Origin of the sequence: Congregibacter brevis, assembly GCF_045689245.1 — a bacterium.
Taxonomy (GTDB): Bacteria; Pseudomonadota; Gammaproteobacteria; order Pseudomonadales; family Halieaceae; genus Congregibacter; species Congregibacter brevis.
This window is the reverse complement of record NZ_CP136865.1, coordinates 3,681,238-3,707,305: the sequence shown is the minus strand read 5'-3', so window position 1 is coordinate 3,707,305 and position 26,068 is coordinate 3,681,238. Positions and strand designations below refer to the sequence as shown.

18 protein-coding genes are annotated in these 26,068 nt (G+C 54.6%); 11 read left to right on the top strand and 7 right to left on the bottom strand.

The window, feature by feature from the left end; genetic code table 11:
- Positions 1-153: 153 nt before the first annotated feature.
- The 3 genes from R0137_RS16535 to R0137_RS16525 are packed head-to-tail and all read right to left on the bottom strand — an operon-like array spanning position 154 to position 4,925.
- A complete protein-coding gene (locus tag R0137_RS16535; protein ID WP_407327518.1) occupies positions 154-2,142 on the bottom strand; it encodes a M48 family metallopeptidase in 1,989 nt (662 codons plus the stop codon).
- 23 nt (positions 2,143-2,165) lie between these two features.
- A complete protein-coding gene (locus tag R0137_RS16530) occupies positions 2,166-2,759 on the bottom strand; it encodes a LemA family protein (protein WP_407327517.1) in 594 nt (197 codons plus the stop codon).
- A gap of 48 nt (positions 2,760-2,807) precedes the next feature.
- Positions 2,808-4,925, bottom strand: a complete 2,118-nt coding sequence (locus R0137_RS16525; protein ID WP_407327516.1) for a molybdopterin-dependent oxidoreductase — start codon at positions 4,923-4,925, stop codon at positions 2,808-2,810.
- Between the two features lie 220 nt (positions 4,926-5,145).
- Here R0137_RS16525 and R0137_RS16520 point away from each other — a divergent pair, with 220 nt between their 5' ends.
- The 3 genes from R0137_RS16520 to R0137_RS16510 are packed head-to-tail and all read left to right on the top strand — an operon-like array spanning position 5,146 to position 8,551.
- Positions 5,146-6,594 (top strand): circularly permuted type 2 ATP-grasp protein, encoded by a 1,449-nt coding sequence (locus tag R0137_RS16520; protein ID WP_407330039.1) that lies wholly within the window; start codon positions 5,146-5,148, stop codon positions 6,592-6,594.
- The gene (locus tag R0137_RS16515) at positions 6,591-7,523 is read left to right on the top strand and encodes an alpha-E domain-containing protein (RefSeq protein WP_407327515.1); all 933 of its coding nucleotides are present in this window, start codon (positions 6,591-6,593) and stop codon (positions 7,521-7,523) included. The genes R0137_RS16520 and R0137_RS16515 overlap by 4 nt, the downstream gene beginning before the upstream one ends.
- 2 nt (positions 7,524-7,525) lie before the next feature.
- Positions 7,526-8,551, top strand: coding sequence for a putative zinc-binding metallopeptidase (locus R0137_RS16510; RefSeq protein WP_407327514.1), 1,026 nt, complete (start codon positions 7,526-7,528; stop codon positions 8,549-8,551).
- On the opposite strand, the gene R0137_RS16505 is transcribed toward R0137_RS16510, so the two are convergent.
- On the bottom strand, positions 8,511-9,272 hold the full coding sequence (locus R0137_RS16505; RefSeq protein WP_407327513.1) for a proteasome-type protease: 762 nt from the start codon (positions 9,270-9,272) through the stop codon (positions 8,511-8,513). The two genes, R0137_RS16510 and R0137_RS16505, sit on opposite strands and share 41 nt — an antisense overlap.
- Positions 9,273-9,431: 159 nt before the next feature.
- Here R0137_RS16505 and R0137_RS16500 point away from each other — a divergent pair, with 159 nt between their 5' ends.
- Positions 9,432-10,346, top strand: a complete 915-nt coding sequence (locus tag R0137_RS16500) for a transporter (protein ID WP_407327512.1) — start codon at positions 9,432-9,434, stop codon at positions 10,344-10,346.
- A 19-nt stretch (positions 10,347-10,365) separates the two neighbouring features.
- Here the strand turns inward: R0137_RS16500 and R0137_RS16495 are convergent, their stop codons facing one another.
- Both R0137_RS16495 and R0137_RS16490 read right to left on the bottom strand, forming a co-directional pair.
- Positions 10,366-11,436 carry a YdiY family protein gene (locus R0137_RS16495; RefSeq protein ID WP_407327511.1) on the bottom strand — a complete coding sequence of 357 codons (1,071 nt, stop codon included), beginning with the start codon at positions 11,434-11,436 and terminating at the stop codon, positions 10,366-10,368.
- 104 nt (positions 11,437-11,540) lie between these two features.
- Positions 11,541-13,250, bottom strand: coding sequence for a hypothetical protein (locus R0137_RS16490; RefSeq protein WP_407327510.1), 1,710 nt, complete (start codon positions 13,248-13,250; stop codon positions 11,541-11,543).
- 217 nt (positions 13,251-13,467) lie between these two features.
- Here R0137_RS16490 and R0137_RS16485 point away from each other — a divergent pair, with 217 nt between their 5' ends.
- The 3 genes from R0137_RS16485 to ggt are packed head-to-tail and all read left to right on the top strand — an operon-like array spanning position 13,468 to position 18,547.
- Positions 13,468-14,868: an MATE family efflux transporter gene (locus R0137_RS16485; RefSeq protein WP_407327509.1), complete on the top strand. Its 1,401-nt coding sequence runs from the start codon at positions 13,468-13,470 to the stop codon at positions 14,866-14,868.
- A complete protein-coding gene (locus R0137_RS16480; protein ID WP_407327508.1) occupies positions 14,868-16,799 on the top strand; it encodes an FAD-dependent oxidoreductase in 1,932 nt (643 codons plus the stop codon). Before R0137_RS16485 ends, R0137_RS16480 begins: the two co-directional genes overlap by 1 nt.
- 38 nt (positions 16,800-16,837) lie before the next feature.
- Entirely contained in the window at positions 16,838-18,547 is a 1,710-nt protein-coding gene (gene ggt, locus R0137_RS16475; RefSeq protein WP_407327507.1) for a gamma-glutamyltransferase, read from the top strand.
- Here the strand turns inward: ggt and R0137_RS16470 are convergent.
- Positions 18,528-19,919: a pyridoxal phosphate-dependent decarboxylase family protein gene (locus R0137_RS16470; RefSeq protein ID WP_407327506.1), complete on the bottom strand. Its 1,392-nt coding sequence runs from the start codon at positions 19,917-19,919 to the stop codon at positions 18,528-18,530. The two genes, ggt and R0137_RS16470, sit on opposite strands and share 20 nt — an antisense overlap.
- A 197-nt stretch (positions 19,920-20,116) precedes the next feature.
- On the opposite strand from R0137_RS16470, the gene R0137_RS16465 reads away from it, so the two are divergent.
- The 4 genes from R0137_RS16465 (at position 20,117) to R0137_RS16450 (ending at position 26,029) form a co-directional block, all read left to right on the top strand.
- Positions 20,117-20,623, top strand: a complete 507-nt coding sequence (locus tag R0137_RS16465) for a RidA family protein (RefSeq protein ID WP_407327505.1) — start codon at positions 20,117-20,119, stop codon at positions 20,621-20,623.
- A gap of 77 nt (positions 20,624-20,700) precedes the next feature.
- On the top strand, positions 20,701-21,756 hold the full coding sequence (locus R0137_RS16460) for an MBL fold metallo-hydrolase (protein ID WP_407327504.1): 1,056 nt from the start codon (positions 20,701-20,703) through the stop codon (positions 21,754-21,756).
- Positions 21,757-21,834: 78 nt separating this feature from the next.
- Positions 21,835-22,899 (top strand): efflux RND transporter periplasmic adaptor subunit, encoded by a 1,065-nt coding sequence (locus tag R0137_RS16455; protein WP_407327503.1) that lies wholly within the window; start codon positions 21,835-21,837, stop codon positions 22,897-22,899.
- Positions 22,892-26,029 carry an efflux RND transporter permease subunit gene (locus tag R0137_RS16450; protein WP_407327502.1) on the top strand — a complete coding sequence of 1,046 codons (3,138 nt, stop codon included), beginning with the start codon at positions 22,892-22,894 and terminating at the stop codon, positions 26,027-26,029. Before R0137_RS16455 ends, R0137_RS16450 begins: the two co-directional genes overlap by 8 nt.
- Positions 26,030-26,068: the final 39 nt, after the last annotated feature.

The window sequence follows — 26,068 nt, the reverse complement described above, 5'->3', positions numbered from 1 at the left end:
GGCGAACTCAGGCTCGACATCATCCTTGATGTCGAGGTGTCTAAAACACGATAAAAGCTTAGCAGAGCACGCACAGATGGAAAGGTACTTCGTATTCAGTCGGCCAGAAATGATCGAATGCAGCGATGTTCAAGAGTGCTCACCTGGGGATTCCTAGCTCAGCGCTAGCTCCGGCGGAAGCGGGCAGTCCATAACCGCGGCGACTGCGACAACCAGTTCACGCTCGACGGGACAAACTTCGCCGTCGTCGGCCGCAGCCAAGGCCATGGCTTTGAGAATTCGAGGCTTTAGTAAGGGATAGCAGTCAGCCAGAGTGTGCACCCCCCGACTGAACTCAGCGACGCTGCACTGGGCAAGGGGCAGCAGTTGCAGGCCCGAGAGTTTCAGGTCCTCACAGGCCAAGGCAAAAGCACGGGCACTGTCACCTGTACCCTGATGGGCTAGAACGGAAAGAACCTGACGCAGAGGGGCTCTCACTTTAGCCATGTGGCGATAGCGAGGCCGACTGTTCTCTACACGTAGGTATTCCGGATCCAGGTAGTGTCTGAGCAGCTGAAACAGGCACCATTCAAAGAGATCAATCTGTCCATCGCTCTGGATGACAGACAGCAAGGTGGTCTTGAACTCCCGGTACTGAGGCGTCGACATGCTCTTAAGAGCCGGCATTGCTGAGGCCATGAGAGGGAAGCGTTGCCCCGGTCCCAGACTACTTACTTTAGGTAACAGTCTCGCGACCAGCTCTTCTTGGCCACGAGCAGCCTTTTCCTTGAGAACAGTCAGCGCGGCGTTTAGCGTGTCATCTTGCCGCCGAGCGGTAACCAGAGCGAGAGCTACTGCGGTAGCGCCCAGGGGCTCCAAGACGGCATTGTGCAAAACCTCAGGTATTTGTTCGACCGTTTCACCAAGGAGATCATTCTCTGCGACCATCTCCGTAACGCGTTGATCTTGCGAAAACTCAGCATCTTCGATGATTGTCTGACCATCGGTAGCGATAGCTGCCTCGTCGGGAAGCGCGACATTCGCCATTGCTGCGGCGACCAGCGCAGCTCTGCCGACTCCCGTCTGCACATCATTGGCTGAAAGAGGCTCAGTCGCGTAGCGAACTTCAGAGCGCTGGATAAACTGCCCGTTCCAGTTTTTGTCCAGACGCCGGATACGTCTATCCAGAGGAGGGTGCGTAGCGAAGCCTTCCCACAGGCGGTGACGTACTTCGCCAAAAAAAATGTGCGACATTTCCGGTGCTCTTGCGCTGTGAACCAGCGACCCAGGAACGAAGCCACCAATCACTTTCAAGGCATCGGCGATACCGCTGGTATCTCGAGTGAACTGCACCGCGCTGGCATCGGCCAAGTATTCTTTCTGGCGGCTGATGGCAGCTTTGATAAATCCCGCGGCTAGGGAACCCAGCCACCCTATGATCATCAAGCCCAAACCAACGACCGGCAAGGCAGCGCTGCTTTCACTGCGTCGGTTACTCCGTCCTACGCCATAGGCGCCCATCCGCAACAAAAAATGTCCAACATCGCCGATGAAAGTAATACCTTTGAGCAATGAAGCAAGACGAATTCCCAGACGCATGTCCCCGTTAAGGATGTGGCTGAATTCGTGCGCCACCACGCCCTGTAGTTCGTCGCGGGTTAGCTGAAGAGCGGCGCCGCGTGTGACGGCGACAACAGCATCGGTAGGATTAACGCCCGCGGCAAAGGCATTGATACCACGCTCTTCGGGGAGCACGTAGAGCGCGGGTACGGGCATATTGGCCGCAAGAGAAAGCTCCTCGACGATGTTCAAACAGCGTTTTTCGTAAGGGTCGGCGCTCTGGCGTAAGACCCGTCTGCCCCCGAGGCTTTCCGCTACGGCCTTGCCCCCGGAAGCGAGTTGTAGCCATCTCACCAGAGACACAAAGCCAACGGTGGATACTACCGCCAGGCCGATGATGGCGAAGCGGTCCCAAGAGAAGAGTGCCAGATAACCTTTCCATCCAGTGCCGCCGACATAAATATTGTAGTCCCCGCCCACCCACAGAAACGCTGTCACCAGTGCGTTCACTAGCAATACGATGAGGCTGAGCGCCAGAATAAACAGCACTACAAGGTAGCGCGTGTTACGTCGAGCGCGATCCTGCTGGGAGAAGAAGTCCACGACGGGAGCTCATTAGTCTTGCATCAGAAACTGACGGTAGGTGCGGCCTGAATTTGCGCCGAATCATCAAACTCGAGGAGCTCAGCGTCTGTAGGGTGACCAAAGGTGGCTGCCAGAACAACCGGCGGAAAACTTTGTCGATAGGTGTTAAAGGCCATGATAGCGTCGTTGAAACCCTGACGAGCAAAGGCCACCCGGTTCTCAGTGCTTGTGAGTTCCTCAGATAACTGCTGCATGTTCTCACTGGCTTTCAGGTCTGGATAGGCTTCCATGGTGATGTTGAGTTTCCCAAGAGCGCCCTGCAGATTATTTTCGGCGCCCGCTAGGCTGGCCATGGAAGCACCACCGCCCCCTTCTCCCAGTGCTTTGAGCACAGCAGCGGCCTCGTTTCGGGCGCTGACTACCGCATCTAATGTCTCTCGTTCATGAGCCATGTAGGCCCTGGCGGTCTCAACCAGATTGGGAATGAGGTCGTAGCGGCGTTTCAGCTGGACTTCAATCTGAGCGAAAGCATTCTCATGGCGGTTCTTGAGGCTGACCAAGGTGTTGTAGATGTTGATGACATAAATCACCAAGCCGAGTAACACCAGCCAAAACACGATCGACGAAATTTCCATGAGACTACTCCTTAGCTAACAAGAGAACTGGTAACGGTAGAGCTTACCTTATGCGATAGCGCTTAGCTTGACGGGTACTCCATTAATAGCAGCGTTGCCCGAGAGTTCGTCCAGGTATGCGGCATCGGTTACGTCATTGCAGGATACCCCGGCGTTTGCACTAGCTGTATTCATGCGCACTCCCTGGCGATTGTGGCCGTAACCATGGGGAAGGCTAACCACTCCGGGCATGACTTCGTCGGATGCCAGTAGAGTTACCGTAACTTCTCCACTGCGCGACTGCAGAAGCGCTTGGTCGCCATCCTTGAGTGCATGAGCGCTTAGGTCCTCTGGATGCACCATCAGTTGATCGCGGGGCTTACCCTTAACGAGGCGGTGATAATTGTGCATCCAGGAATTGTTTGAGCGCACATGCCGCCGGCCGATAAGCAACAGGCCATCCGCGGGTGTGCCTCCAAAAGTGCTCGCCAGACGATCGAGGTCTGCCAGCGCCGGGGGCGCCGCGCAATGAATCTGTTTGTCAGCGGTCATTAGACGATCAGGGAGCATCGGTTGCAGCTCTCCGAGATCGATTCCCGATGGATTGTCCTTGAGTTTCTCCAGGCTCAGATCGTGCTCGCTATCCTTCCCATAGGGGCCAAACTGCAGGCCGACATCGATCATTTCATGGGGCGCTACAAGCTCCTTGGGTTCCTCGCCCAGCGCGCGCGCAACCCGTTCTCCTAAAGCGGTGAATATCTCCCAGTCATGGAGCTTGTCGGATGCAGGCTCGAATACCGGGGGGTTGTAACGGCTTGTGTTACGCATTGCGTTGATATGGAAGGCGATATCGTAATGGTCATGCTCCAACGGCGAGGTCGGCGGCAGAATGATATGGGCATGCCGAGTGGTCTCGTTGATGTAGGGATCCAGCGATACCATAAAATCCAGCTGGGGCAGTGCATCGTCCAGAGCGCGGCCGTTAGGGGTGGAGAGTACGGGGTTACCGGCTCCAGTGAACATGACACGGATCTGACCTTCGCCTGGCGTGGTGATTTCTTCGGCCATTGCTGCGGCCGGAAGTTCGCGGTCAAACTCGGGTAGGTTGCGAACCCGACTGCGATGCCGATCGAAACCACCGGGACCTGTGCGCGGTACTTGATCCACTGCAGGCAGGGTAAACAGGCTGCCCCCGACCTTATCCAAGTTACCCGTAGCGATGTTGATGATCTGTATGAGCCATTGGCAGAGGCCGCCAAAAATTTGGGTGGATACACCCATGCGGCCGTAGCAAATCGCCGCGCCTGAGTCGGCAAAGTCCTTGGCTATGCGTCGGATGGTTGGAGCATCGATACCGCAGTGTTGCGCAGCGTGCTCCGGAGTAAATGTCGCAACGGCTGCGGCTATTTCGTCAAGGCCGGTAGTAAACGCTGAAAGCTTCCCTGGATCAGCGATTCCGTCTTCAAACAGAGTGTTGAGCATTGCAGCAAGAAACAGCGCATCGCTACCGGGAACGATGGAAAGGTGCTCGCTCGCGAGTTCGGCGGTTTCGGTTCGTCGAGGGTCCACGACGATGAGCTTGCCTCCCCGCGCTTTCATATCCTTTATGCGTTTCTTCACGTCGGGGACGGTCCAGATACTGCCATTGCTGGCGAGCGGGTTAGCGCCCAGCATTAGAAAGTATTCACTGCGATCAATATCCGGGATCGGGAAGAGAGACTTATGTCCAAACAACCATAGCGACGTAAGGTGGTGAGGGAGTTGATCGACAGATGTGGCTGAGAAGCGGTTTTTTGATCGCAGCCAGCGGAATAAGTAGTTTTGATGGGTCAGCATGCCGTAGTTGTGCACCGACGGGTTGCCCAGATACACGCCTATTGAATCCACGCCGTGCTCTCGATAGCTGCGCATCAGCGCCTCTGCGGTGGTATCCAGAGCTTCGTCCCAGCTAATTTCTACCCAGCTATGCTGCCCGTTCTCACCGTCGACTCGTTTCACCGGGTAACGCAGACGATCGGGATCTTCGTGAATGTCCTGCAAGGCCACGGCCTTTGGACAAATATGCCCTCGGCTCAGCGGGTCGTCCGGATCGCCTTTTATAGAGAGGATTTCTTCGCCCCGGGTTTCGATTTTCAAGCCACAGATAGCTTCACAGAGATGGCAGGCACGGTAGTGGGTTTGTGTCATGGGTGGGGTCCAGTAATAAAAAGTCGTTAAGCAGTAAAAAATTCGTCAAACGTCAATCTCGAGTCGGGATTCTTCAGCAGAATCCTTCGCCCGTCCACCTTGTATACGGGTTCTGGCGACGAGGTTGACGCATTGCTTTGTCTCAGCTTGCTACACTGTAGCACTGCCGATGACGGGAATCCCTAGTGGGTACCGCGAAGCAGTTACTGATGGAGGCCTCATGGACAAGAACTGGAACCGCTATAGCGCGTCGAAATACTACGACGAGCTGATAACCCCAAAGGGTACTCCCCGGCAGGTGGCCCGGCCTGCGGTCAAGTTGCTGAAAGAATTGCCGGCTGACGATCTGGCAGCTCGCCGAACGGCTGCGGAAATGGCTATCCGAGAGATGGGTATTTCCTTCACCGTGTATAGCGAGGCGGGAAACATTGATCGTGCCTGGCCCTTTGATCTTATTCCTCGAGTGATTACTTCCCGGGAGTGGGAAAAAGTGCGTCGGGGGCTTGAGCAGCGCAGCCGCGCGCTCAACATGTTTATCCATGATGTCTATAACAAACAGAAAATCTTCGCCGATGGCATAGTCCCACCGGAGACAGTACTCGAGTCCACCAACTTCAAAGAGCAGTGCATGGGCGCGTCTCCGCGATTCGGTGTTTGGGCGAATATCTGCGGCTCGGATCTGGTGCGCGACGGCGACGGACATTTCTATGTCCTTGAGGATAATTTGCGAGTGCCCTCAGGCGTGTCCTATATGGTGGAGAATCGCGAAATCACCAAGCGGGTGCTCCCGGAGATTTTTGAGAACTACAGCATCCTTCCTGTGGATGACTACCCGTCACAGCTTTACTCCATGCTTGCAGCGCTATCACCCAGAGAGCGCAAGAGGCCTGTCATCGTTGTGCTGACGCCGGGTATTTACAACTCTGCTTACTTTGAGCATGCGTTCCTGGCGCAGGGCATGGGCGCAGAGCTGGTCGAAGGCGCGGACTTGTTCGTTGGGGAAGATGACTGTGTTTACATGCGCACGGTCGATGGCCCGGTCCAGGTGGATGTTATTTATCGTCGTATCGACGAAGACTTTATGGACCCCGAAGCGTTCCGTGAAGACTCTGCTCTGGGCGTCCCCGGGCTGATGCGTTCTTGGCTGGGCGGCAAAGTCGGTATCGCAAACGCTCCCGGCTCCGGAGTGGCGGACGACAAGGTGGTCTACGCCTTTGTACCCGACATGATTCGCTACTATTTAAATGAGAAGCCTTTGATTCGCAGCGTGCCCACCTATCTGTGTATGCGCGAGGCAGACCGTGAGTACGTTCTCAACAACCTTGAGAAGTTGGTTGTGAAGCCTGCGAACGAGTCAGGTGGCTACGGCATCATGGTGGGCCCCCATGCAGACAAGGCGACGCACCGTAAGTTTGCCAAACTCATTGAAGAGAATCCTCGCAATTATATCGCGCAGCCGACCTTGTCTTTGTCTACGGCACCTACGTACATCGGTGACGAAATAAAGCCTCGCCATCTCGATTTACGACCCTTCATTTTACAGAGCCGTGATACCTGGGTAACCGCCGGAGGACTCACGCGGGTGGCTATGGTGGAGGGGTCACTGGTAGTGAATTCCTCACAGGGTGGTGGCAGTAAGGACACCTGGATTGTGGAGGGGCGACTATGATTATGCTGTCTAGAGTTGCCGAGCGTGTTTATTGGATGGCGCGCTACATCGAGCGTGCAGAAGATACAGCGAGGTTGGTGGCGGCTTATAACCACCTGATCATGGATATTCCAAGGGGTTCCCAGCCCGGTTGGGAGATTTTGGTACGGATCCTGGATGCGGATCCCGTGTTTGATGAGTGGTTTAACGTTCGCAATGAGCAGAATGTGTTGCGCTTACTGATTGGCGAAGCTGAGGCGTCCTGTAGCATCCCCTACGCGGTGCACGCGGCTCGTGAGAACGTCCGTACAACGCGAGATGTTATCCCGGACGAAGTGTGGGAGCTGGTTAACGAGCTGCATCTGTATACCGCTGACGCTTCAGAACACTCTGTAGGGCGGCGTAATCGGCAGCAATATCTCGAGCAGGTGATTCAGCGTTGTCAGGTGATCAATGGCGTGCTGCGCAGCACCTTATGCCGTGATCACAGCTATCGCTTTATAAAACTGGGTCAGCTCCTTGAGCGCGCCGACATGACCACGCGAATCATCGACGTGGGTGCGTCAGACTTTTTGGAGCGCGAAGGAGCTGCTCAGGGTATAGAGCATTTGCTTTGGGGGACGCTACTAAAGTCCATGTCCGCACTGGGTGCCTATCGGAGGATGATTGGTCCACAGGTTGAGAAGAATGCTGCCGTAGACTTTGTGTTTATGGAGCAGACATTTCCGCGCTCGGTACGTTTTTGCGTACGAGGCATTCGAGAAGAGCTGGGCCCGCTGAGCAATAACAAGGCCGCGCTTAAGGTTGTGGAGCGTACTCGTCGCAAGTTGCGTGGCTTTCAGTCCACAGAGTTGGATCAGAATGAACTGCATGCCTACATCGACGAGCTGCAGCTTATTATCAGCGACTTACATCAGGCTATTTCCGAAAGCTGGTTTCACAGTAACTAGGAATGAGACGTTTTGCTTGTGACTGTGGTAGCCCCGTCTACTTTGAAAATGATTTCTGTATCAACTGTCAGTCAGCGCTGGGCTACGATCCAAATCGTGCAGATTTAATTACCCTCGCCGATTGGGGTGGAGGGGTGTTTAAAGATTTTCAGGGCAATGCCTTTCGTTACTGTTCTAATGGAGAGTCCTTTGGCGTCTGCAATTGGTTGCGTCCGGCGGACTCCCCAAGTCAGTTCTGTACAGCCTGCCAGTTCAACAGAACCGTCCCTGATCAGACTCGACCGAAGAACAAGGAGCGTTGGCTGGTGTTGGAGCGCGGAAAGAAGCGCCTCTTCTACACCCTTGCGCAACTAAGTCTGCCTTTGTTGAATGGCTGGGCTGACCCTCAGCGTGGCTTACTACTGGACTTTATTGAGGACGCTCGGACTTCGGACAAATTCCCCGAGACCTTTGTATCCACGGGTTACCTTGGAGGGGTGATTACGATCAATGCCGTGGAAGCTGATGACGTGGCTAGGGCGACTGTGCAAGACGAGCTAGGGGAGAGTTACCGGACCGTGCTTGGACACTTGCGTCATGAGTCCGGACACTACTACTGGTCTTTATTGAATCCTGATGTGCGTTTGTTAGGGGAGTTTCGTCAGGTGTTTGGCGATGAACGTAGCAATTATCAAGCGGCACTTGATGTGCACTACAAGAACGGTCCCCCCATGTATTGGAGGGATCGATTTATCAGTTCCTACGCCAGCTCCCATCCGAGTGAGGACTGGGCCGAGTGCTGGGGACACTATCTTCATATCTACGATGCTTTAGATACGGCTTGGGCTCACCAACTGTTGCCGCGCCAGCCGGGCTCAATGACGATGTCCGAGCGCTTGCGCGCCTGGTCAAAGGTAAGCCTGATGCTCAACGAACTTAATCGCAGTGTCGGGCGGGGAGATGCGTATCCCTTTGTGATCAACGAGGTGGTGGCTGAGAAGCTGGAGCTTATTGATCTGGCGATGGATCGGCTTCGAACACTGCGCTGAGCGAGGGTAGGTTGTCGAAGGCGAGCCTGATATTGTCGTCCCAGCTCTGGCGAAGATCCGCAAGATAGGGGTGACCTTCCTCAAGAATGCAATATTCCTCATGGGGCAGCAGACTGTCCTTCCGGTAGAAAAGACACTCCAAGGGCGGTCCAACGGTCGCGTTTGAGCGCATCGTCGAGTCTACCGACACCAGAGCACAGCGCATGGCGGTTTCTACGGGCGTGTCGCTCCTCACGATTCTATCCAGAATGGGCTTCCCGTACTTGGTCTCACCAATCTGAAGATAGGGGTACAGATCAGACGCGGTAATGTGATTACCTTCCGGATAAATCATATAAAGCTCAGGCGCATGCCCTTTGATTTGCCCACCCAGAATAAAAGTCGCACTGGCGTTAAAACCCGCGTTGGGGCCACCTTTCTTGGCGTACTTCTGCTGCTCTTTTAGGCTTATCTCGCCGATGTAGTCTGCTACGTCGCTGACGTAGCGGGCATTGAAAATGTTGACCTCGGTGTCTTCTTCCAAGTCTCTTTGTATCTGCGCAATGACTGCCTGGCTTGTTGCCAGGTTGCCAGCGGTCAGGATTACCATGGAGCGCTCGTAGGGGACGGAGAAGCGATGCATCTTGCTGTACTTGCTTACGCGATCCGGTCCGGCGTTAGTCCGAGAATCGGAGCAAAAAACCAGTCCTTCCTCTAGCGCAATGGCGAGGCAATATGTCATGAATTAGCGTCTGTGGATTCTTACCAATGAAGCGGGGGAATATAACAAATATTGCGCCGCTGGCACCCTTGACGAAATACGTTAAGCTCTGCTCCGATTATCGTTTTAAACAAGAACCCCGCGGCTAGGAGGGTTCGCGTCGGTATTGGTGGGCCTTTGATGACAGGATATTTCCAGCGTATTGGAGCGTGGGTGGCAGTGGGCTTCGTCTGTATGTCGGTTACCGCTAACGCGCAGGAACTCGTTCCTAGAGCCTTCTGGCCAAGTCCCGTAGGTACGAACGTGCTGTCCTTAAGCTATCAGCACAGTCGCGGTGACATTATCGTGGACCAGTCACTGCCCGTGACCGGTGTGGATTCCAGCATTGATTATCTCCAGCTAACTTATCAGCGCACCCTCGATGTGGCTGGGAGGACGGCGAACCTGTCGGTGATACAGATCGCTTCTGATGGGAAGACCTCGGGGACGGTGGAGGATGAATTGGTAACGCGGCGTACGGTAGGTATGGGCGATACCATTGTACGAATGGCGGTTAATCTAGCCGGAGCGCCGGCCATGGACCGAAAGGCTTTTGCAGCGATGCGCGCCGACCCCAAGCCTATTATTGGCATGAGCCTGGCGGTAACGGCCCCAACCGGTGAATACGATGCGGACCGGATCATCAACCTTGGCGGTAATCGATGGTCCGTGAAACCTGGCCTTGGTGTCATTTATCCCTTGAGCTCGTCCTGGCTCCTCGAGGGAGAGCTTTCCGTGGCTTTCTTTCAGGATAACGATGAATTTCTGGGGCAGACGCGAGAACAAGAACCGATTACCAATGCCCAGCTACACCTCATCAAGCGCTTTTCCCGAGGATTTTGGGCAGCGCTGGACGCCAACTATTACATCGGTGGGAGAACTCGAGTTGAGGGGTCAAAGAATCAAGACTTGCAGCGTAACTCGCGTTTTGGCGCGACGCTCGTTTTTCCTCTAGCTCAAGGACACGCTCTGCGTTTGAGTACCTCAACGGGGACGGTAACAGAGAGTGGAGGCGACTATGATTTGTTTTCCGTCTCGTGGATCCACGCTTTCTAGCGCGAGTGCCTGAAGTCAGTTACCAAGCGTAGCCCAAGCGGAAACGGTAGGTCTGGTCCAGCTCTTCAGTACCTTCAACAGCGCCGGAGTTATAATCCAGTACAACTTCCGTTGCACCTTGTATTCGCCCCAGGACAGGGAAGGCGAGGCCCAGAGTCGTGTTGAGTATGAGGTTGTTTCTGTCGGCGAGATTTTTCACGCCTTTGTGGTCCACATACAGGCGAGACTCCGCACCAAAGTATTGGCTTTCAGAGCGCACGCTCCAGGTGAGACCGACATAGCTGCGATCAATGGCGGTCCCGAAGTCCTCGTTGACCTGAGAGAGACCGGTTTCCAGCTCCAATACAAAGGGTGTGCCGACCAACAAGCTTCGTCCCAAATAGGGGCCGATAGCAGTACGCAGATCCAGATCTGCAAAGCGGTCTTCTTCAGCGGAGGCGGAGACTCCCCAGTAGTAGTCGCCGGTCTGGAAACGGTCATACTTCCCGGTAATCATCCAGTTTTCTGTGTTGCGCTCTCTGTTCGCCTCGCGAACCTCGCCCTCGAGTTTCAGCGTGTAGCGATCCTCGAGCCCTCTCCAGCGTGTGTCTATTTTGTAATCGAGCTCGTCGAGTACCGTGTTGCCACGCTGCAGTGAGAATGCCGAGCTTGCAAGGCCGGTATGGCGATAGCCGCGGCCTAACTCCCAGGGTTCTGGGTTGATGCGCATCAGTTCATCGAGGGCATAACTGGTTTTACCTTGGGTGGTAAGGCTCAGGGTTCTGTTATCTACGACGAGATTGTCTGTCTCTAGCACCGCGCCGTCTCTCATTTGTAAGGTAACGCTGGACGCCACATCCATGGACACGATGTTGCTTTTTTCGATGGTCAGCATTCCCGCAAAGTCGGTGTCGATCATGACTTTGCCGTTATCCGCATCGTGAAAGCTGCCAATGATCACGGAGCCATTAGTGAGTTCGATGCGGTCAATATTCGCCTGAGCCAGCATACTCGCCAGTAGCAGCTGCAAGACAACTGCGCCGCGGATGCAGCGGAGAATAAAGCGAGGGAGGGTGAAGTGAGGCAGTACGAACTGAGTAAGTCGAAGCATAGCGTTGTAGAGGAGAGACCCTGAATGTGCCCAAAGGCGCGAATTCTAGGGTCTCAGTGGCTGACAGACCAGAGGCTTCTGAAGATTTCCGCTACTACTGAGGTCTACTGTCTGCTTAATATCTTGCGAATGTCGCTGTCGTCGCCCGTAAGCTGCCAATGAACGAGCGAAATGGGCACACTACCCGCGTCGCGCAACTCTTCAAAGAACATCGAAAGTGTGTAATTTTTGCCCTCGGCTTCCATTTGTTGAGTACGCTTTGCCAGCAATCTCTCAAGCAAGTATTTGCCCGTGACATAGCTGGTACCGTAGCCGGGCTGGCGCAAATAGAGGTGTTGCTCAAACTTCAAGAGCTCGGGCTCGTTGCTCATCCACCCCCGAGGAGTCCATTCCACGTGCACCGTGCCAGCTTCGGCCATGGTCATTTCGTTGGCATGTGCTTTCAGGGAGCCCAGGCCCCTCGCCGCGCGCTGCGCAAGCATGATCCATACAAGCTCTCGCGAGCGAGGGCTCTCCTCGTAGAGTCCTGCATGCATAAACATCTCTTCTACACCTGTGGCGGTGCCTTCGTTGCGACTGTCAAAGATGTTGTACAGCAATGGCCCACGACGTATTGGGCTGGGGTGCGGAAACTCCTGGATTTCTGCCAGATCAAACCAGTGATAGAAGTGCGACAGCAGCGGGCGCGGATCGTAGTGAGTGCCTATGGTGAAGAAGTTACGAACGTCCTCAGGCTCGTATCCTCCCAAGTGAGCGACGAGCTCCTCAGCCATGTAGTCCCGCATTGGAAGAACCTCTTCTTCGTCAAACCAGCGCAGCATTTGCTCCGACGTGCTCTTGACTAAAGCGTCATAAGCTTCGGGGCTATCGGCGGCTTTCTGCTGAGGCAAATGACGATTGCGATGCTCTTCGAGCTTAAGGGAGGACCAGGACCGGTCGAGCTCACGCTCCAGAAGGAGAGTTTCTTCTTTGAAATCGATGGGAAGATAATGAACCTGCGACTGGTACCAGCTGTACTCATCAGCCCCGATACCTGACGGCCCCGTTTTGCTGGGAGCTTGTGCTTGAAGCCAAGTCACAAGATTGCTAGTGGCTGTGCTCGCCTCTTCTAGAGCGTTATTAAGCTCCTCACTGACATCCTCACCCGCTTTTTTACGGATGACATTGATCATCTCTCCCTGATCTTCGATGTTGCGGATACCTGCGACCCACAAGTCCCGGGCGTTTCCTGTGAGGTTGCCCTGCGCTTGCTTCATCAGTGGGGGGATAACTTTGAGCTCGCGAATGATGCGGCTCTCCTCCTTTTGACTCAGGGGGAAATCGTAGGTCCATAGTTCAAGGATTGCGTGGTGGGTGGGTCCCTCATGGGCGGGGACGTCGCTTCGATAGGCCCAGATAGTTTGATAGTAGGCAGGATCTCGTGCCCAGGGCTTCAGAATCCGATGATTAAAGTCGAAGCCGTTCATTTCCGCTCGCAGCACATGCCAATCCACCTGCTGATCGATGGGCCAATCGGAGGTGTCTATATCGTTGAGCCGGTTTTGCAGCGCAGGTAGCTCTGCGTGGGCTTTCGATAAACGTTTAGCCGTGTAGTCTGGAGCGCCGTCCAATAGCGGCGGCTTTTCAAACGCTCTCCAATCGCCAAACAAATCAACGAGTTCCTTGTAGCTGCTCGCGCTTGCAATAGCGCTTCCACACAAAGCTGTAATAAGCAGGCAGTGACCGAAAGCACGTGCCAGATAGCTGCTCGCACTATTGGCACGCCGAGGAAACACCTTTGGAGTTTGCCGGTTCTTTTGCTGAGATCTATGCATGACGAATCACCCGATTAAAGGAATTATTGAGGCGTTTCTCTGTTCCGCACATCTTTACGGGATTCGTAGAGCGCAGACGAATAAAACGCGGTAGTTGCGCTCGATGTTAATGCACTACCGCGTGGAGTGCACATTAATCAGCCTGAAGAAGCGCGCCCTTCACGGGTGGCGCAAAACATACAGAGCGTTGGGTCCCAAATTTTGGGAGAATCCCGTAATGAACCACTCCGACACTAACGACTTGGTCGACACGCGCTACGATCCTGCAGAAGGCCCTGTAGTAACTACGTTTATTCGTTACGCAGTGCCCTCTGTGCTTGGCATGCTTGCGGTAACGTCGGCGGGGATCATTGACGGGATTTTCATCGGCAATTTTGTCGGGTCAAGTGCGCTTGCGGCAGTGAATTTGGCGCAGCCTGCTTGGGCAGCCTTTGCGGCTATTGTGTTTATGCTTGCCGTCGGTGGCTCAGTCATGTGCGGCCGGTTTCTTGGGCAGGGTGATCACGATGCTGCCTCGTCTATCTTCACTCGAACCTTGGTAGCCGCCGTGGCGGTAGGTGTTGTCATTGCTGGATCGGGCCTTCTCTTTCTTGACGAACTTGTTCGGTTGCTCGGCGCGACTCAGGAAGTAAAGCCTCTGGTTGTCGCTTACATGCGGGTGGTGCTGATTTTCGCTCCGGTCTTTGTGGCTGCACTGACAATGGACTATTTTGTTCGTGCAGATGGGCGCCCAGTGCTTGCCGCGGTGGGCTTGGTCGCCTTTGCCGCAACTAACATCGCGTTAAACACCCTTTTTATCGTCTATCTCGATTGGGGCATTGTAGGGGCCGCTTGGGCTTCAGCCTTGGCCGAGTTTGCCATCTTCCTGATCCTGCTTACCCATTGGTTTCACCCCAAGTGTTCCCTAAAACTAATGCTCGCAAGAGGGCGTTGGCGTGATCTTCTGGACGCTGCCTGGAACGGGTTTTCCGAGTTCATCAACGAGCTGTCGGTGGGGGTGATAGTGCTGTTTTTCAATTGGGTGATGATTACTCGCCAGGGCGTAGAGGGCGTTGCGGCTTACACCATCATTACCTACTTGATGATGATCGGTCTTGAAGTGAGTTACGGAGTTTCGGAGTCGCTGCAACCCACGGTGAGCAGGAATCTCGGCGCGGGGAAACCTGAGCGGATTCGCAAGTTCCTTCTCACCGCTGTTTGTACGGTATTTTTCGTAGGCCTGCTTGTCTCAACGTTGCTGGTGGCGCTGCCACAGCAGATGATCGGTCTGTTTCTTCGTTCGGACGAGCAGGCTACGGCAGTTATCGCTTTGATTTTTATCAGCTACTTCTGGCCGACGTTCCTTTTGAACGGTACCAATATCACCCTGGCAAGCTACTTCACCGCACTCCATCGTCCTGTGCCTTCAGCGATCATAGCGGTGAGTCGTAGTCTGGTGCTTCCTGGGCTTGGACTACTTCTACTCCCGCTATGGTTTGGTGATCCGGGCGTGTATCTTGCTATACCACTTGCGGAGTTACTAACCTTGGTTCTGGCCATTACTTTAGTGTTAAGGATCAACCCGCTTGGCGCGGCGAAGGTTGAGGGCAAACATAACGGAAATGAAGGAGAGGTTTGATGGGAACATCTGACAAAACTCGTAACAAGGGGCGCGTCGAGCCGGCGGGTATTACCCGCAGGGATTTTCTTCATGATGTAAGTCTTGCTTCGATTGCTTTGGCGGCTCCCGGCTTTGCAAAGGCAGTAGCAACGGAAACGGCAGACGACGGACGGCTTCGCTCAACGCAAGCTGCTTACTACCCTCCGACGCGGACGGGGATGCGCGGTGCTCACCCTGGCGCCTTCGAAGTGGCGCATGAACTGGCGCGAGAAGGGAAGGCTTTTGACAATCCCACGGTGCTGAATGAGCACTACGACCTGGTTATCGTAGGCGCGGGCATCAGTGGTCTGGCTGCCGCCTATTTCTATCGCCAGCAGCATGGTCTGGACAGCAAGATTCTGTTGCTGGACAACCACGATGACTTTGGTGGCCACGCCAAACGCAACGAATTCCAAGATGGAGATAGTCTACGTCTTGCCTGGGGTGGCACGGTCAATATTGAGTATCCAAAATACAGCGAAGAGGGGCTGCGGCTGCTAAAAGAGCTGGGTATTGATATACCTCGTTTGCTGAAAGATTTTGATTACAACTGGACGGATAATGGTACGGGTTTGTCCGGTTCCACTTGGTTTGATCGCGACACTTACGGCGATGACGTGCTGATTCCCGGGCTGGGTTTTCAGTCCCTGTCTCCGCAGCAGTTATTGGATGCTCTTCCGCGCATGCCTATATCGGATTCAGCAAGAACAGCTCTACGGCGGTTTCTGAGCTCAAAGGACGATGCGCTTGCAGGCTTGACCGGGAAAGAGCGCGCCGCCTACACGCGACAAACTCGCTATGCCGATTTTCTTCGCGAAAAAGCTGAGCTTCCGGATGAGGCTATCCAAATATTCAGTAATGCCACCATGGGGGGCTGGGGAATTCGTGCGGACGATCTCTCAGTGGCTGAATGTCTCGAAAGCGGATTGCCGGGTCTGCATATACTCGGTCTAGCTGAGGAGGACGGGCCCGACGAAGACTATCGGTCAGCAATGTTCCCCGATGGCAATGCCTCTATTGCTCGACTAATAGTCAAATCACTCATCCCCGATAGCTTCCCGAGTATGACGGCTGCCAGCGACCCTTTCGAGATTGTTACGGCAAGATTGGACTACGCGGAACTTGATAAGAGCGGTTCCTCATCGCGGTTGCGCTTGAATTCGACAGTGGTCGGGGTGCGGAATAGTGACTCAGGGAAGACCGTAGACGTAAAGTACGTTCGCGATGGTGAGCTTGTTCAGGTAAGTGGCGATCAGTGCGTTTTGGCCTGTTACAACCGTATCATTCCACACCTGTGCCCGGAGCTTCCAGAAACTCAAAAGACGGCGCTGTCAGAGTGCATTAAGCGTCCAATGGTATGCATCAACGTGTTGTTGAAGGATGGAAGTGCTATCCAGAAATCCGGCGTATCCCAAGCCTATTTGCCGGGTCGAATGCTGCAATTGGTTAATCTGGCCTCAGGCATCAATACAGGAGCCTACGATGGTGCATGGAATCCCGAGGAGCCCTGTGTATTGCACTTTTTTGCTGCGATGGGTGCAGAGCAGCCCGAGGGTTTGACTATCAGTCAGCAGAATCAGGCAGGGCGCATACGCTTACTGCAAATGGACTTTGCGGATTTTGAAAGCGAAGTTCATACCGTGCTTAGCGGTGTATGGGGTAGCGCAGGACTTGATACCCAAAGGGATATACAGGCGATTACAGTCAATCGCTGGCCTCATGGTTACGCACGGGATCTTGCTGACCTTGAGGATGCCCGGTGGTTGGCAAGCCCCGGCCCTTATGAGATTGGACGCCAGACCTTTGGCAATATCGCTGTTGCGAATTCCGACGCGGGTGCGGATGCTTACACACATACCGCGATTGATCAGGCCTGGCGAGCTGTTCAAGAGCTTCCTGTTCGGAGTTAGCGATCTCCTGATGCACTGTGTTTAAGAATCGTATAAAAATGTTTGTTGAGCACCAGCCCATTTTGGTTCGGCAGGGCCGACTGCCTCCCGGGTGCGTGGCTTTTGTGCTGTTTTTTCTTTCCCTGGGCCAGGCCCTGCATGCGCAAGAGGTCGCTATTGCCTCCCCGGAGCCTCATGCCACGGAGATAGGCTTGGCAGTATTGCGCCAAGGCGGAAACGCGGTAGATGCGGCGACGGCGGTCGCCTTTACCTTGGCGGTCACCTTTCCTGAAGCGGGGAATATTGGCGGTGGTGGCTTCACGACATTGTATTTTGATGATGAGCCCATGTTTCTGGATTACCGGGAGGTTGCGCCCGCGGCGGCTTTTCGAGATATGTATCTTGATGAAACCGGGGCAGTCGATTCTGATGCGAGCCTCACCGGGCATCGTGCGGTGGGAGTGCCTGGCACCGTCGCGGGGCTTTGGGCTGCCCATCGGCGCTATGGCAAGTTGGATTGGTCTTCGTTGCTGGAGCCTGCTATAGCGTTGGCTGCGAAGGGTTTTGTTGTGCCTCAGACTCTCGTCGACGAAATAGACTACGAATCGGAACGTCTGAATGGCGCTAAGAGTTTCTTCAGCTACTTTGGTGAGCTGAGAGCAGGCGAGCGCTTCATTCAACCGGAGCTGGCAAAAACGCTGCGACGCATTGCGGAACAGGGGGCGAGGGGATTTTATTGCGGAGAGACGGCGCGCCTCATCGCTGCCGAAATGCAGCGGGGGAGCGGTCTGGTCACCGAGGCCGACCTTGCATCTTATAAGGTGCGTTGGCGTACACCTTTGAGTTTCCCATGGCGTGGCTACGAGATCGTCACAGCGCCTTTACCGAGTTCCGGCGGATTGGCGATCTTTCAATATCTGCAGATGAAGGAATGGTTGCGAGACGACTTTATTGGCCTTGAGCACAACTCTGTGCAGTACATTCATCTGAAGGCAGAAATCGAGAAGCGGATTTTTGAGGACCGTGCGAGCTTCCTCGGAGACGCAGATTTTGTGGATGTCCCTGTTGACCGTCTTATGGATATGGAGCGCCTCGCGGAAAGGGCAGCCACTATAGAAGTATCTTCAATTTCGCCGACTGCAAGCAGTAAGTCCGTTCGTGAGCCGATACATACAACACACTTCTCAATCCTCGATTCGCAGGGAAATGCCGTGTCGAACACCTACACGCTCAATGCGAGTTTTGGGTCTGGTGTCGTTGTCCGAGGAGCAGGGTTTTTACTGAACAACGAGATGGATGACTTTTCGGCTGCGCCGAATGAGCCCAACTACTACGGTGTTGTGGGAGACGAAGCCAATGCCATTGCGCCGGGTAAACGGATGCTGTCGTCCATGTCGCCGACCTTACTACTTCGAGACGATGAGGTCGCGATGGCCTTGGGGGCCATGGGTGGTTCAACGATTTTCACCACCGTCTATCAAATGATCAGCAACATGCTTGAGTTTGGGATGTCCGCAGAGGATGCACAGGCCGCGACGCGGGTACATCACCAGTTACTGCCCAAAGATCTCATCACTTACTCCCCAACAACGCCTTTGGCGCCGGCAACGATCGAAGCGCTGAGAGCGCGCGGTTACCGCGTAGAGCCCCACAGCTATGAGTACGGCAACGTGCAGCTGATCGTGCGAGAGGAAGACGGTTCGTTGACGGCGGTATCAGACCCTCGCTTTGGCGGAGCAAGTGCGGTGATCACTCTCCCAGACGATTAATAGTTTCTCGTATGTCCCTTTGCGTAGTGAGGGGGTTGATGATGCACAAACGCAATACGATCCGATTTTTGAGTTTTGTGGTCGTCACGCAGGCGAAACCCGACTCTGATAGAGATTGAGCGCGGAGCTCGTGCTCTTGTGCAGATTGGCCCCGCAGTGCAAAGCAGATGATCCCAAGCTGAGCGGGGGTAACTACTTCCCAGCGGTGAGTGTCCTTACGTAAGTATTCCTCTGCAAACTCTGCCAATCGAATACTGTATTCAATCGCTTCGCGAAACTTGGAGACGCCGTAAGTCCGAAAGCTAAACCATAACTTGAGGGCTCTGGAACGCCGGGTCAGCTCAAAGCCTCTGTTACGAAAATCCACCGCGTGATCACTGCCTTGAACGTCCTTAAGATATTCGGGGTTCATGGTGAAACTCGGCTCCAGAACTCCGGATTTTATGAGCAGACATCCCGCATCGTAGGGCTGAAAGAGCCATTTGTGGGGGTCGAGGGTGAGTGAGTCGGCTCGATTCATGCCGGTAAGGCTCTGTGCTCCCGAGTCGGTAAGGGCGGCGGGTGCCCCATAGGCGCCGTCCACGTGTAACCACAGACCTTGAGCTTCACAAAGGTCGGCGAGTTCATGAAAAGGGTCCACCGCGCCGGTGTTGGTGCTACCCGCCGTGGCAATCACCATCAAAGGCCGACGTCCGCACTGGAGATCGTTGGCGATCGCTTCTTCGACACTTGCAGTAGAGAGCCTGTACCTATCGTCGCTCGGGAGCACGCGGATGAGCTCTCTTGGAAAGCCCAAGGTAAACAGTGCCCTGATTAAAGAGGCGTGGGTTTGATCGCTCAGATACACGCAGCCATCACCCCATTGCCCACGCACGGCCGCGATCGCCGTCAGACTGGCGTGAGAGCCCCCACTCACCAGCACGCCATCATAATCTTTGGGTAGGTCCATCAATTGGCGGAGCCAGTCTATGACGATGAGCTCTATGGCTGATGGGCCTGCACCGCCAGGCCAGGACGCTGCAATCGTATTGAATCCGGTGCCTAGCCACTCGCCGATGATCGCCGCGAAAGAGCTCGGACCTGGAACTCGCGCAAAGTAACGCGGGTGATCGCCGTGTTGCTGATGGTGAAGCGCTGTTTTTACCAGCAAATCAAAGCTCTCATTCGATGCCTTTGGCTGTTCGGGAAGCGCTCCACCAAGGGCATTTAACAATGAATCCGGCGTGGCGCTGTCAATGGCAGGCTCGTTGTTTTTGTTCTCGAGATGCTCAATTACCGCATCCACGGCAGCGTATCCGAGACGCCGCATGGACTCTTTGTCCATACCGAGGGTATCTGCCGGGTAAGAGCGACCTTCATCTTTTGAACCCATAAAATCCTCTCGGAGAATCGTAGCTAAGGAGGTAACGGGCTCCCCGGCGCAGCCTCAGGATACGTCAACAGTGATCGACCCGTTGCCGCTGATCAATTAATGTGACCACACTATCTCTCGCCATGAGGGGTGTTGTAAATCGATCTGCTTGAGCTGTTTTACAGCTTCATCGCGGAAACTAAAGGAGTTGGTTAGCCATGATTCGTCAGTCATTCGTTTCCATCGTTTTAGGTGGTCTGTTTTTCTTGGGCTGTGGGAGTTCAAGCGCCGATGAGATTACCCGGAATAAGACGCCGGGTTCCGATTTTCCTATTGCCCAGTCGGTACAAGTGCCTGCGGAATCGGAGCTGATCTTCGTCAGTGGTGCCGTGCCCAAGCCTATAGTGGCCGGGGGAGATCCCGATGACCCCGCGACCTATGGTGATACCGAGGCGCAAACCGTGAGTGTCCTCAAGGAAGTGCAGAGTCGTCTTAAGCGACTCGGTCTGGATATGGGTGATGTTGTCATGATGCGTGCGTTTTTGGTGGGAACGCCGCAGACGGAGGGACGTATGGACTTTGCCGGCTTTATGCGCGGTTACACCCAATTCTTTGGCACGGCCGAGCAGCCCAATCTGCCCTCGCGGTCGGCATTGCAGATCGCAGGTCTGGTGCGGGCTGGATGGTTTGTAGAGATAGAGGTCACAGCCGCTCGTACGCCTTAGTGCATTGTAGGCAGGGTCCATTAGGGGGGGCTGTGTTTTACGACAGTCCGTTAATGCGCAGAGAGCGTAAGTTAGTCATGAATCGAATTATGCTGCTCGTTCTCTCTCTCCTTGCATCGCTGATTGCAGGGTGTATCGCTGCGCCGGCCTATGAAGGCGAGGCATCAGCCCGCTTCGACGGTAAATATTTTAAGAACACCGTGCCTATGAGTAAGTCCGTCGGTGACTTACTGCGTTTGGCTTGGGGTACCTTGACTCAGGCAGAAGACTGGCCGGACTGGATCGATGTAGAGCAAAGACAAGTACCCGAAGAAAGGGTCTGGTCGGGCTTGTCGGTCACCTATGTAAATCACTCTACTTTTCTCATCCAAGTTGATGGGCTAAATATTCTGACGGATCCGATTTATTCTCAGCGTGCCAGCCCTTTTCAATGGGCTGGGCCGAAGCGTGTGCATGTCCCGGGTATCGCACTGGAGGACTTACCACCCATCGACGTGATTCTTATCAGTCATAATCATTACGATCACCTTGATGAGGCGAGCTTGCGCGCTTTACTTGGCCGGAGCTCAGCGGCGGCGCCGATGTTGCTATCGGGCCTTGGCAACAAACAGTTGCTTGCGTCTTTCGGTGCCTCACGAGTGCGGGAGCTGGATTGGGAGCAAAGCGTAGAGCTTGGTGATGTCGATTTTGTCTTTACTGAGGGTCGACACCGTTCGGGGCGCGGTCTTAGTGATCAGATGAAAACCTTGTGGGGTTCCTTTGTGCTGAAGACATCTGAGGGGAATATCTACTTCGCGGGGGATACTGGGTATGGCGACCATTTTGCAGAGGCTGGTGATCGCCATGGCCCCTTTGCCTTATCGCTGCTGCCTATTGGTGCCTATGCACCCCGGTGGTTCATGAAGGATGTGCACCTCAACCCGGTGGAGGCAGTAAAAGCACATCAGGAGTTGGACAGTGAGTTAAGTATCGGTATCCACTTCGGTACCTTCCAGCTGACCTACGAAGCCATAGATCAGCCGCTGATCGACCTGTCTTCTGCTAAAGACGCTTATGAACTTCTAGATAAGGAATTTGTCGTAATGACACCGGGTGAAACTCTCGGAATCGCCTCTGGCCCCAAAGCAATGTGAATCGCTGCTTTTAGCAATTCTGATACGGGCTCCCTTAAAACGCGTAAAATGCAGAACCGCTGCTGATAAATGTCTCCTATGTCTCGATTGATATCTCTCATTCGCCCGCTGGCAATTTTGGCGGTAGCCCTCTTGCTCGCCGTGTTCATGGTCAAGAGTCGTCCCCAGCTGGAAGCCCGAAGCGTCAGCATCCCGCCGCCGATAGTGTCGGTGCAAGCCGTGGCCAAAGGAACGCAGAGCGTCAGGGTTATGGCTCATGGAAATGTAACAGCCTGGCGCCAGTTGGAGTTGACCGCACAGGTCGCTGGAGAAGTACTCTGGAAGTCTGAGCGTTTTGAGCCGGGTGTTGTGGTGGAAGAGGGAGAGCCGCTGCTACGCATCGACCCCACGGATTACGAGTTGGCTCTTGCGGAGGCAAATCAGGCCTTAAGCAGCGCAAAATTGTCTCTCGCGGAGGCTGAGTCATTGCGCCAGGCCGCACGCGTAGAGGAGGCTGAAGCTTCCGTAGCTGCGGCAGAGGTGAGAATTCTGCGGGCGAAACGTGACCTTGCGAATACAGAAATAACAGCCCCATACGCGGCCGTGATCGACGAGCAGACGGTGGAGCTCGGTCAGTTCATCAGCGTTGGTACGAGACTTGGCAGAGTGCTTGGAGCCGATAAGGCCGAGATACGCTTACCCATACCGCCACAGGATATCCGGTTTATTCAGGATATCGATAACGCACGAGTGACCTTACACGGAGAGAGTGCTGGTGACACGCGAAGCTGGGAAGGAGGTATCTCGCGCGTTGAAGCACGTATCGATACGCAGACTCGAGCTTTCCCGGTGGTGGTAGAGGTTGAGAACCCGCTGGATACAGCCGTGCATTCAGCCCCCATGCGGTTTGGGCTTTTTGTGCGAGCGGAGATAACCGGTGGCTCAGTCCCTTCCGCGGTTCGAATTCCCCAGGCTGCCTTGCATGGAGACAACGACGTGTTCGTCTATGTGGACGGCGTCCTGCAAAGACGCAGCGTTACCGTGGTCAGAGTGAGCGCCGAGGGGGCTCTTGTTACCGAGGGTCTTGCTGACGGCGAACAGGTAGTTGTTACCCGTTTAGACCTGATGTTCGAGGGCATGGCGGTGGCGCTTTCCGATGTCTGATTCGACTCGTGATCCTTTGCTAAGTGGGCCCATCGGATGGATGGCGCAAAACCCCGTGGCCGCCAACTTGCTCCTCGTCATTGTGGTCATCGCGGGACTGTTTTCAATCCAGTCCCTAGACAAAGAAGTGTTTCCCACTTTTCCATCGGAGACTTTCACCGTAACTGTTCCTTACCCAGGGAGTTCACCTGAGGAAGTAGAGCGGGGAATCGTCCTGCGAGTAGAAGAGGCCATCCGGGATATCGTAGGGATCAAGGAGATTCGTAGCGAAGCGCGAGAAGGCGTCGGTGTCGTCACCGTCATCATGGAGCCGGGCAGTGACATGTCCAAGGCGGTAGGCCTTGCAAAGGTTCGTGTAGATGGCATTGCTTCTTTCCCCGGCGATTCTGAAAAACCTATCGTTGAAGAAATAGAGTCCTCCAGTAGAGCTATTTCACTGAGTCTCTTTGGTGACATCGAACCGCGTAAGTTCAAGGAACTGAGCGAACAGGTTCGCGAGGATATTCTGGCCTTGGGTGGCATTAGCGAGCTGGCTATTGACGGCGAGCGTGATTATGAAATCTCCATTGAGCTATCTGACGAAAAACTTCGTCGCTATGGTTTGACCTTTGACGCGGTGGTGGCGGCCGTCCAAGCGGGTTCCCAAGACCTCCCCGGGGGACTGATGCGTACGGACAGCGGAGCGATCACTTTGCGTTCGAGTTCCCAAGCGTACCGAGGCTCAGATTTCGAGCAGTTAACGCTGATAAGCCGTACAGACGGAACGCGAATTCGCGTAGGCGACGTTGCCACGGTGCGGGACGGCTTTGCGGAACAACCGGTGCTCAGCCTCGTGGATGGCAAGCCGGCACTGACCTTTGTTATCGACCGTGTAGGTGATCAGAACGTCCTTGAGATCACCTCCTCGATTCGTGAGTACGTCGAGCGTAAACAGGCTCAACTGCCTGAAGGCGTTCGTTTGCAAGCCTGGGGTGATGCCAGCCGAATCCTGAGTGGACGTATAGACCTCATGCTTCGAAATGCTGCACAGGGCGGCATTCTGGTGATCATAGCCCTCGCCTTGTTCCTTGACCTGTCTCTCGCTTTTTGGGTTGTTCTGGGTTTGCCCTTCGCCGTGCTCGGTTGCTTGGCTGCACTGGAGGTTTTCGGCCTGCCCGTATCAATCAATGTGTTGTCGGTGTTTGGATTTATTTTGGTCCTGGGACTTCTTGTCGATGACGCTATTGTGACGGCGGAGAGTGCCTACGCTCGTTTGGAGCGTGATGGTGATGGCTTAAAGAGCGTCGTTGGGGGTGTGCACCGAGTAGCCACTGCCACGATTTTCGGCGCGCTGACCACTGCGGTGGCGTTCGGTCCGAGCTTGTTTCTTACTGAAGGCTTTGCTCGCGTTATGTCGCACATTGGCTGGGTGGTGATTCTCTGTGTCATTTTTTCGTTGATAGAAACAAAACTCGTTTTGCCAGCTCACCTCCGCCACATACGAGTGCCCCAGCCGGGCGATGATCTGGGCGTGATCCGCAAAGTACAGCAGCGTATTGCCCAGAGTTTGGTTGACTTCGCCCGAGGGCCTTATCGACGTTTGCTGGGCGTTGCGGTTAGCTATCGCTACACCACCCTCGCAATATTTTTTTCGGGACTCGTTATATGTCTCGCATTGATTCCATCGGGCATCTTGCGCGTAACTTTCTTCCCGTCTGTGCCGTCGGACAACATCGGTGTCACCATCGATATGCCTCAGGGTACGCCCTGGCAGAAAACCCATGAATACGCGCGCCGCATAGAGAGTGCGGCCAGGGTGATGAATGATCGTTTCAAGGAGCAGGATGAACAGGGTCGCGATGTTATTCGTACTCTGCAGGTACTGTCCGAGAGTGATACACAGGCTAGAGTTGTCGTCGATCTCATCGTGAGTGAGGAACGGGATATCGATTCCGTAGAGCTGGGCAAATGGTTGCGAGAAGCCTTGGGTCCGTTGCCTGGCGTGCGTTCCTTGCGCATCGATGCCGCGGCAGGGCCCGGCGGCTCGCCGATCGATATACAGCTGGAGGGGTATGATCTGGAACAGCTACGTCAGGCTGCGAGTGAGCTAAAGCTAGGACTTGCTCGCGTCGACGGCGTTCGGGATATCCGAGACAGTTTCAATGCCGGCGGTCGGGAGTTGGATATCAGCGTAACCCCTGAAGGTGAAGCTCTTGGGCTCGGCGACGTCGAGCTGGCGAGGCAAATCCGTCAAGCGTTTTTTGGCGCGGAGGTTCAGCGGGTACAGCGTGGCCGGGACGAGGTTCGCGTGTATGTGCGGCTACCGAAGCTTGATCGCACGCAATTGGATTCTCTGCAATCTCTATGGATCAGTCTGCCCAATGGAGAGCGCGCGCCGTTCTCGGTGGTCGGTCGTGCTCGGGAGCAAACGAGTCTCAGCGTGATCAACCGTATCGATCTTTCGCGGGTCGTGAATGTGCAAGCGGATATTGACAAATCTCTGACCTCATCCAGTGACGTAATGAGTTTGGTAGAGAGCAGCATGTTGCCGGAGATTCTCGCCAAGCACCCCTTGGTGCGATACTCAGTTGCCGGCGAGGTCGACGAACAGCGGAGAACTTCCGACGGGCTGCTTTACGGAGGCATTTTGGTCATGATCCTGATCTATGCCGCTCTAGCGATACCGTTGAAGAGCTACCTTGAGCCGTTGCTAATCATGGCGATCATTCCTTTCGGCGTGACCGGCGCACTACTTGGGCACCTGATCCTTGGTATGGACGTTAGCATATTGTCGGCTATCGGAATCATCGGTCTAATAGGTGTTGTGGTGAATGACAGCCTGGTTATGGTCGACTTCATCAATCACTATATCGAAGAGGGTTATGACTGGAAGTCCGCGGTGTTAGAGGCGGGACCCTCTAGATTCAGGGCTGTGATCTTGACCTCGCTTACGACCTTTATCGGCTTGTTGCCGATTCAGTTGGAGACCTCTATTCAGGCACAGTTTGTGAAGCCCATGGCCACGTCTGTCGCGTTTGGAATTTTCTTTTCAACAGCCGTGACATTGTTTTTGATACCGACCTTGTATTACGTCGGGCAGGACGTGCGGCGAGTTTTTAGCCGAAAAGAGGCGGTCCCTGCTCAGGCTTAGAGCCTTGTGCGCGCATATAGCGTCAAATTGAGCGTATGC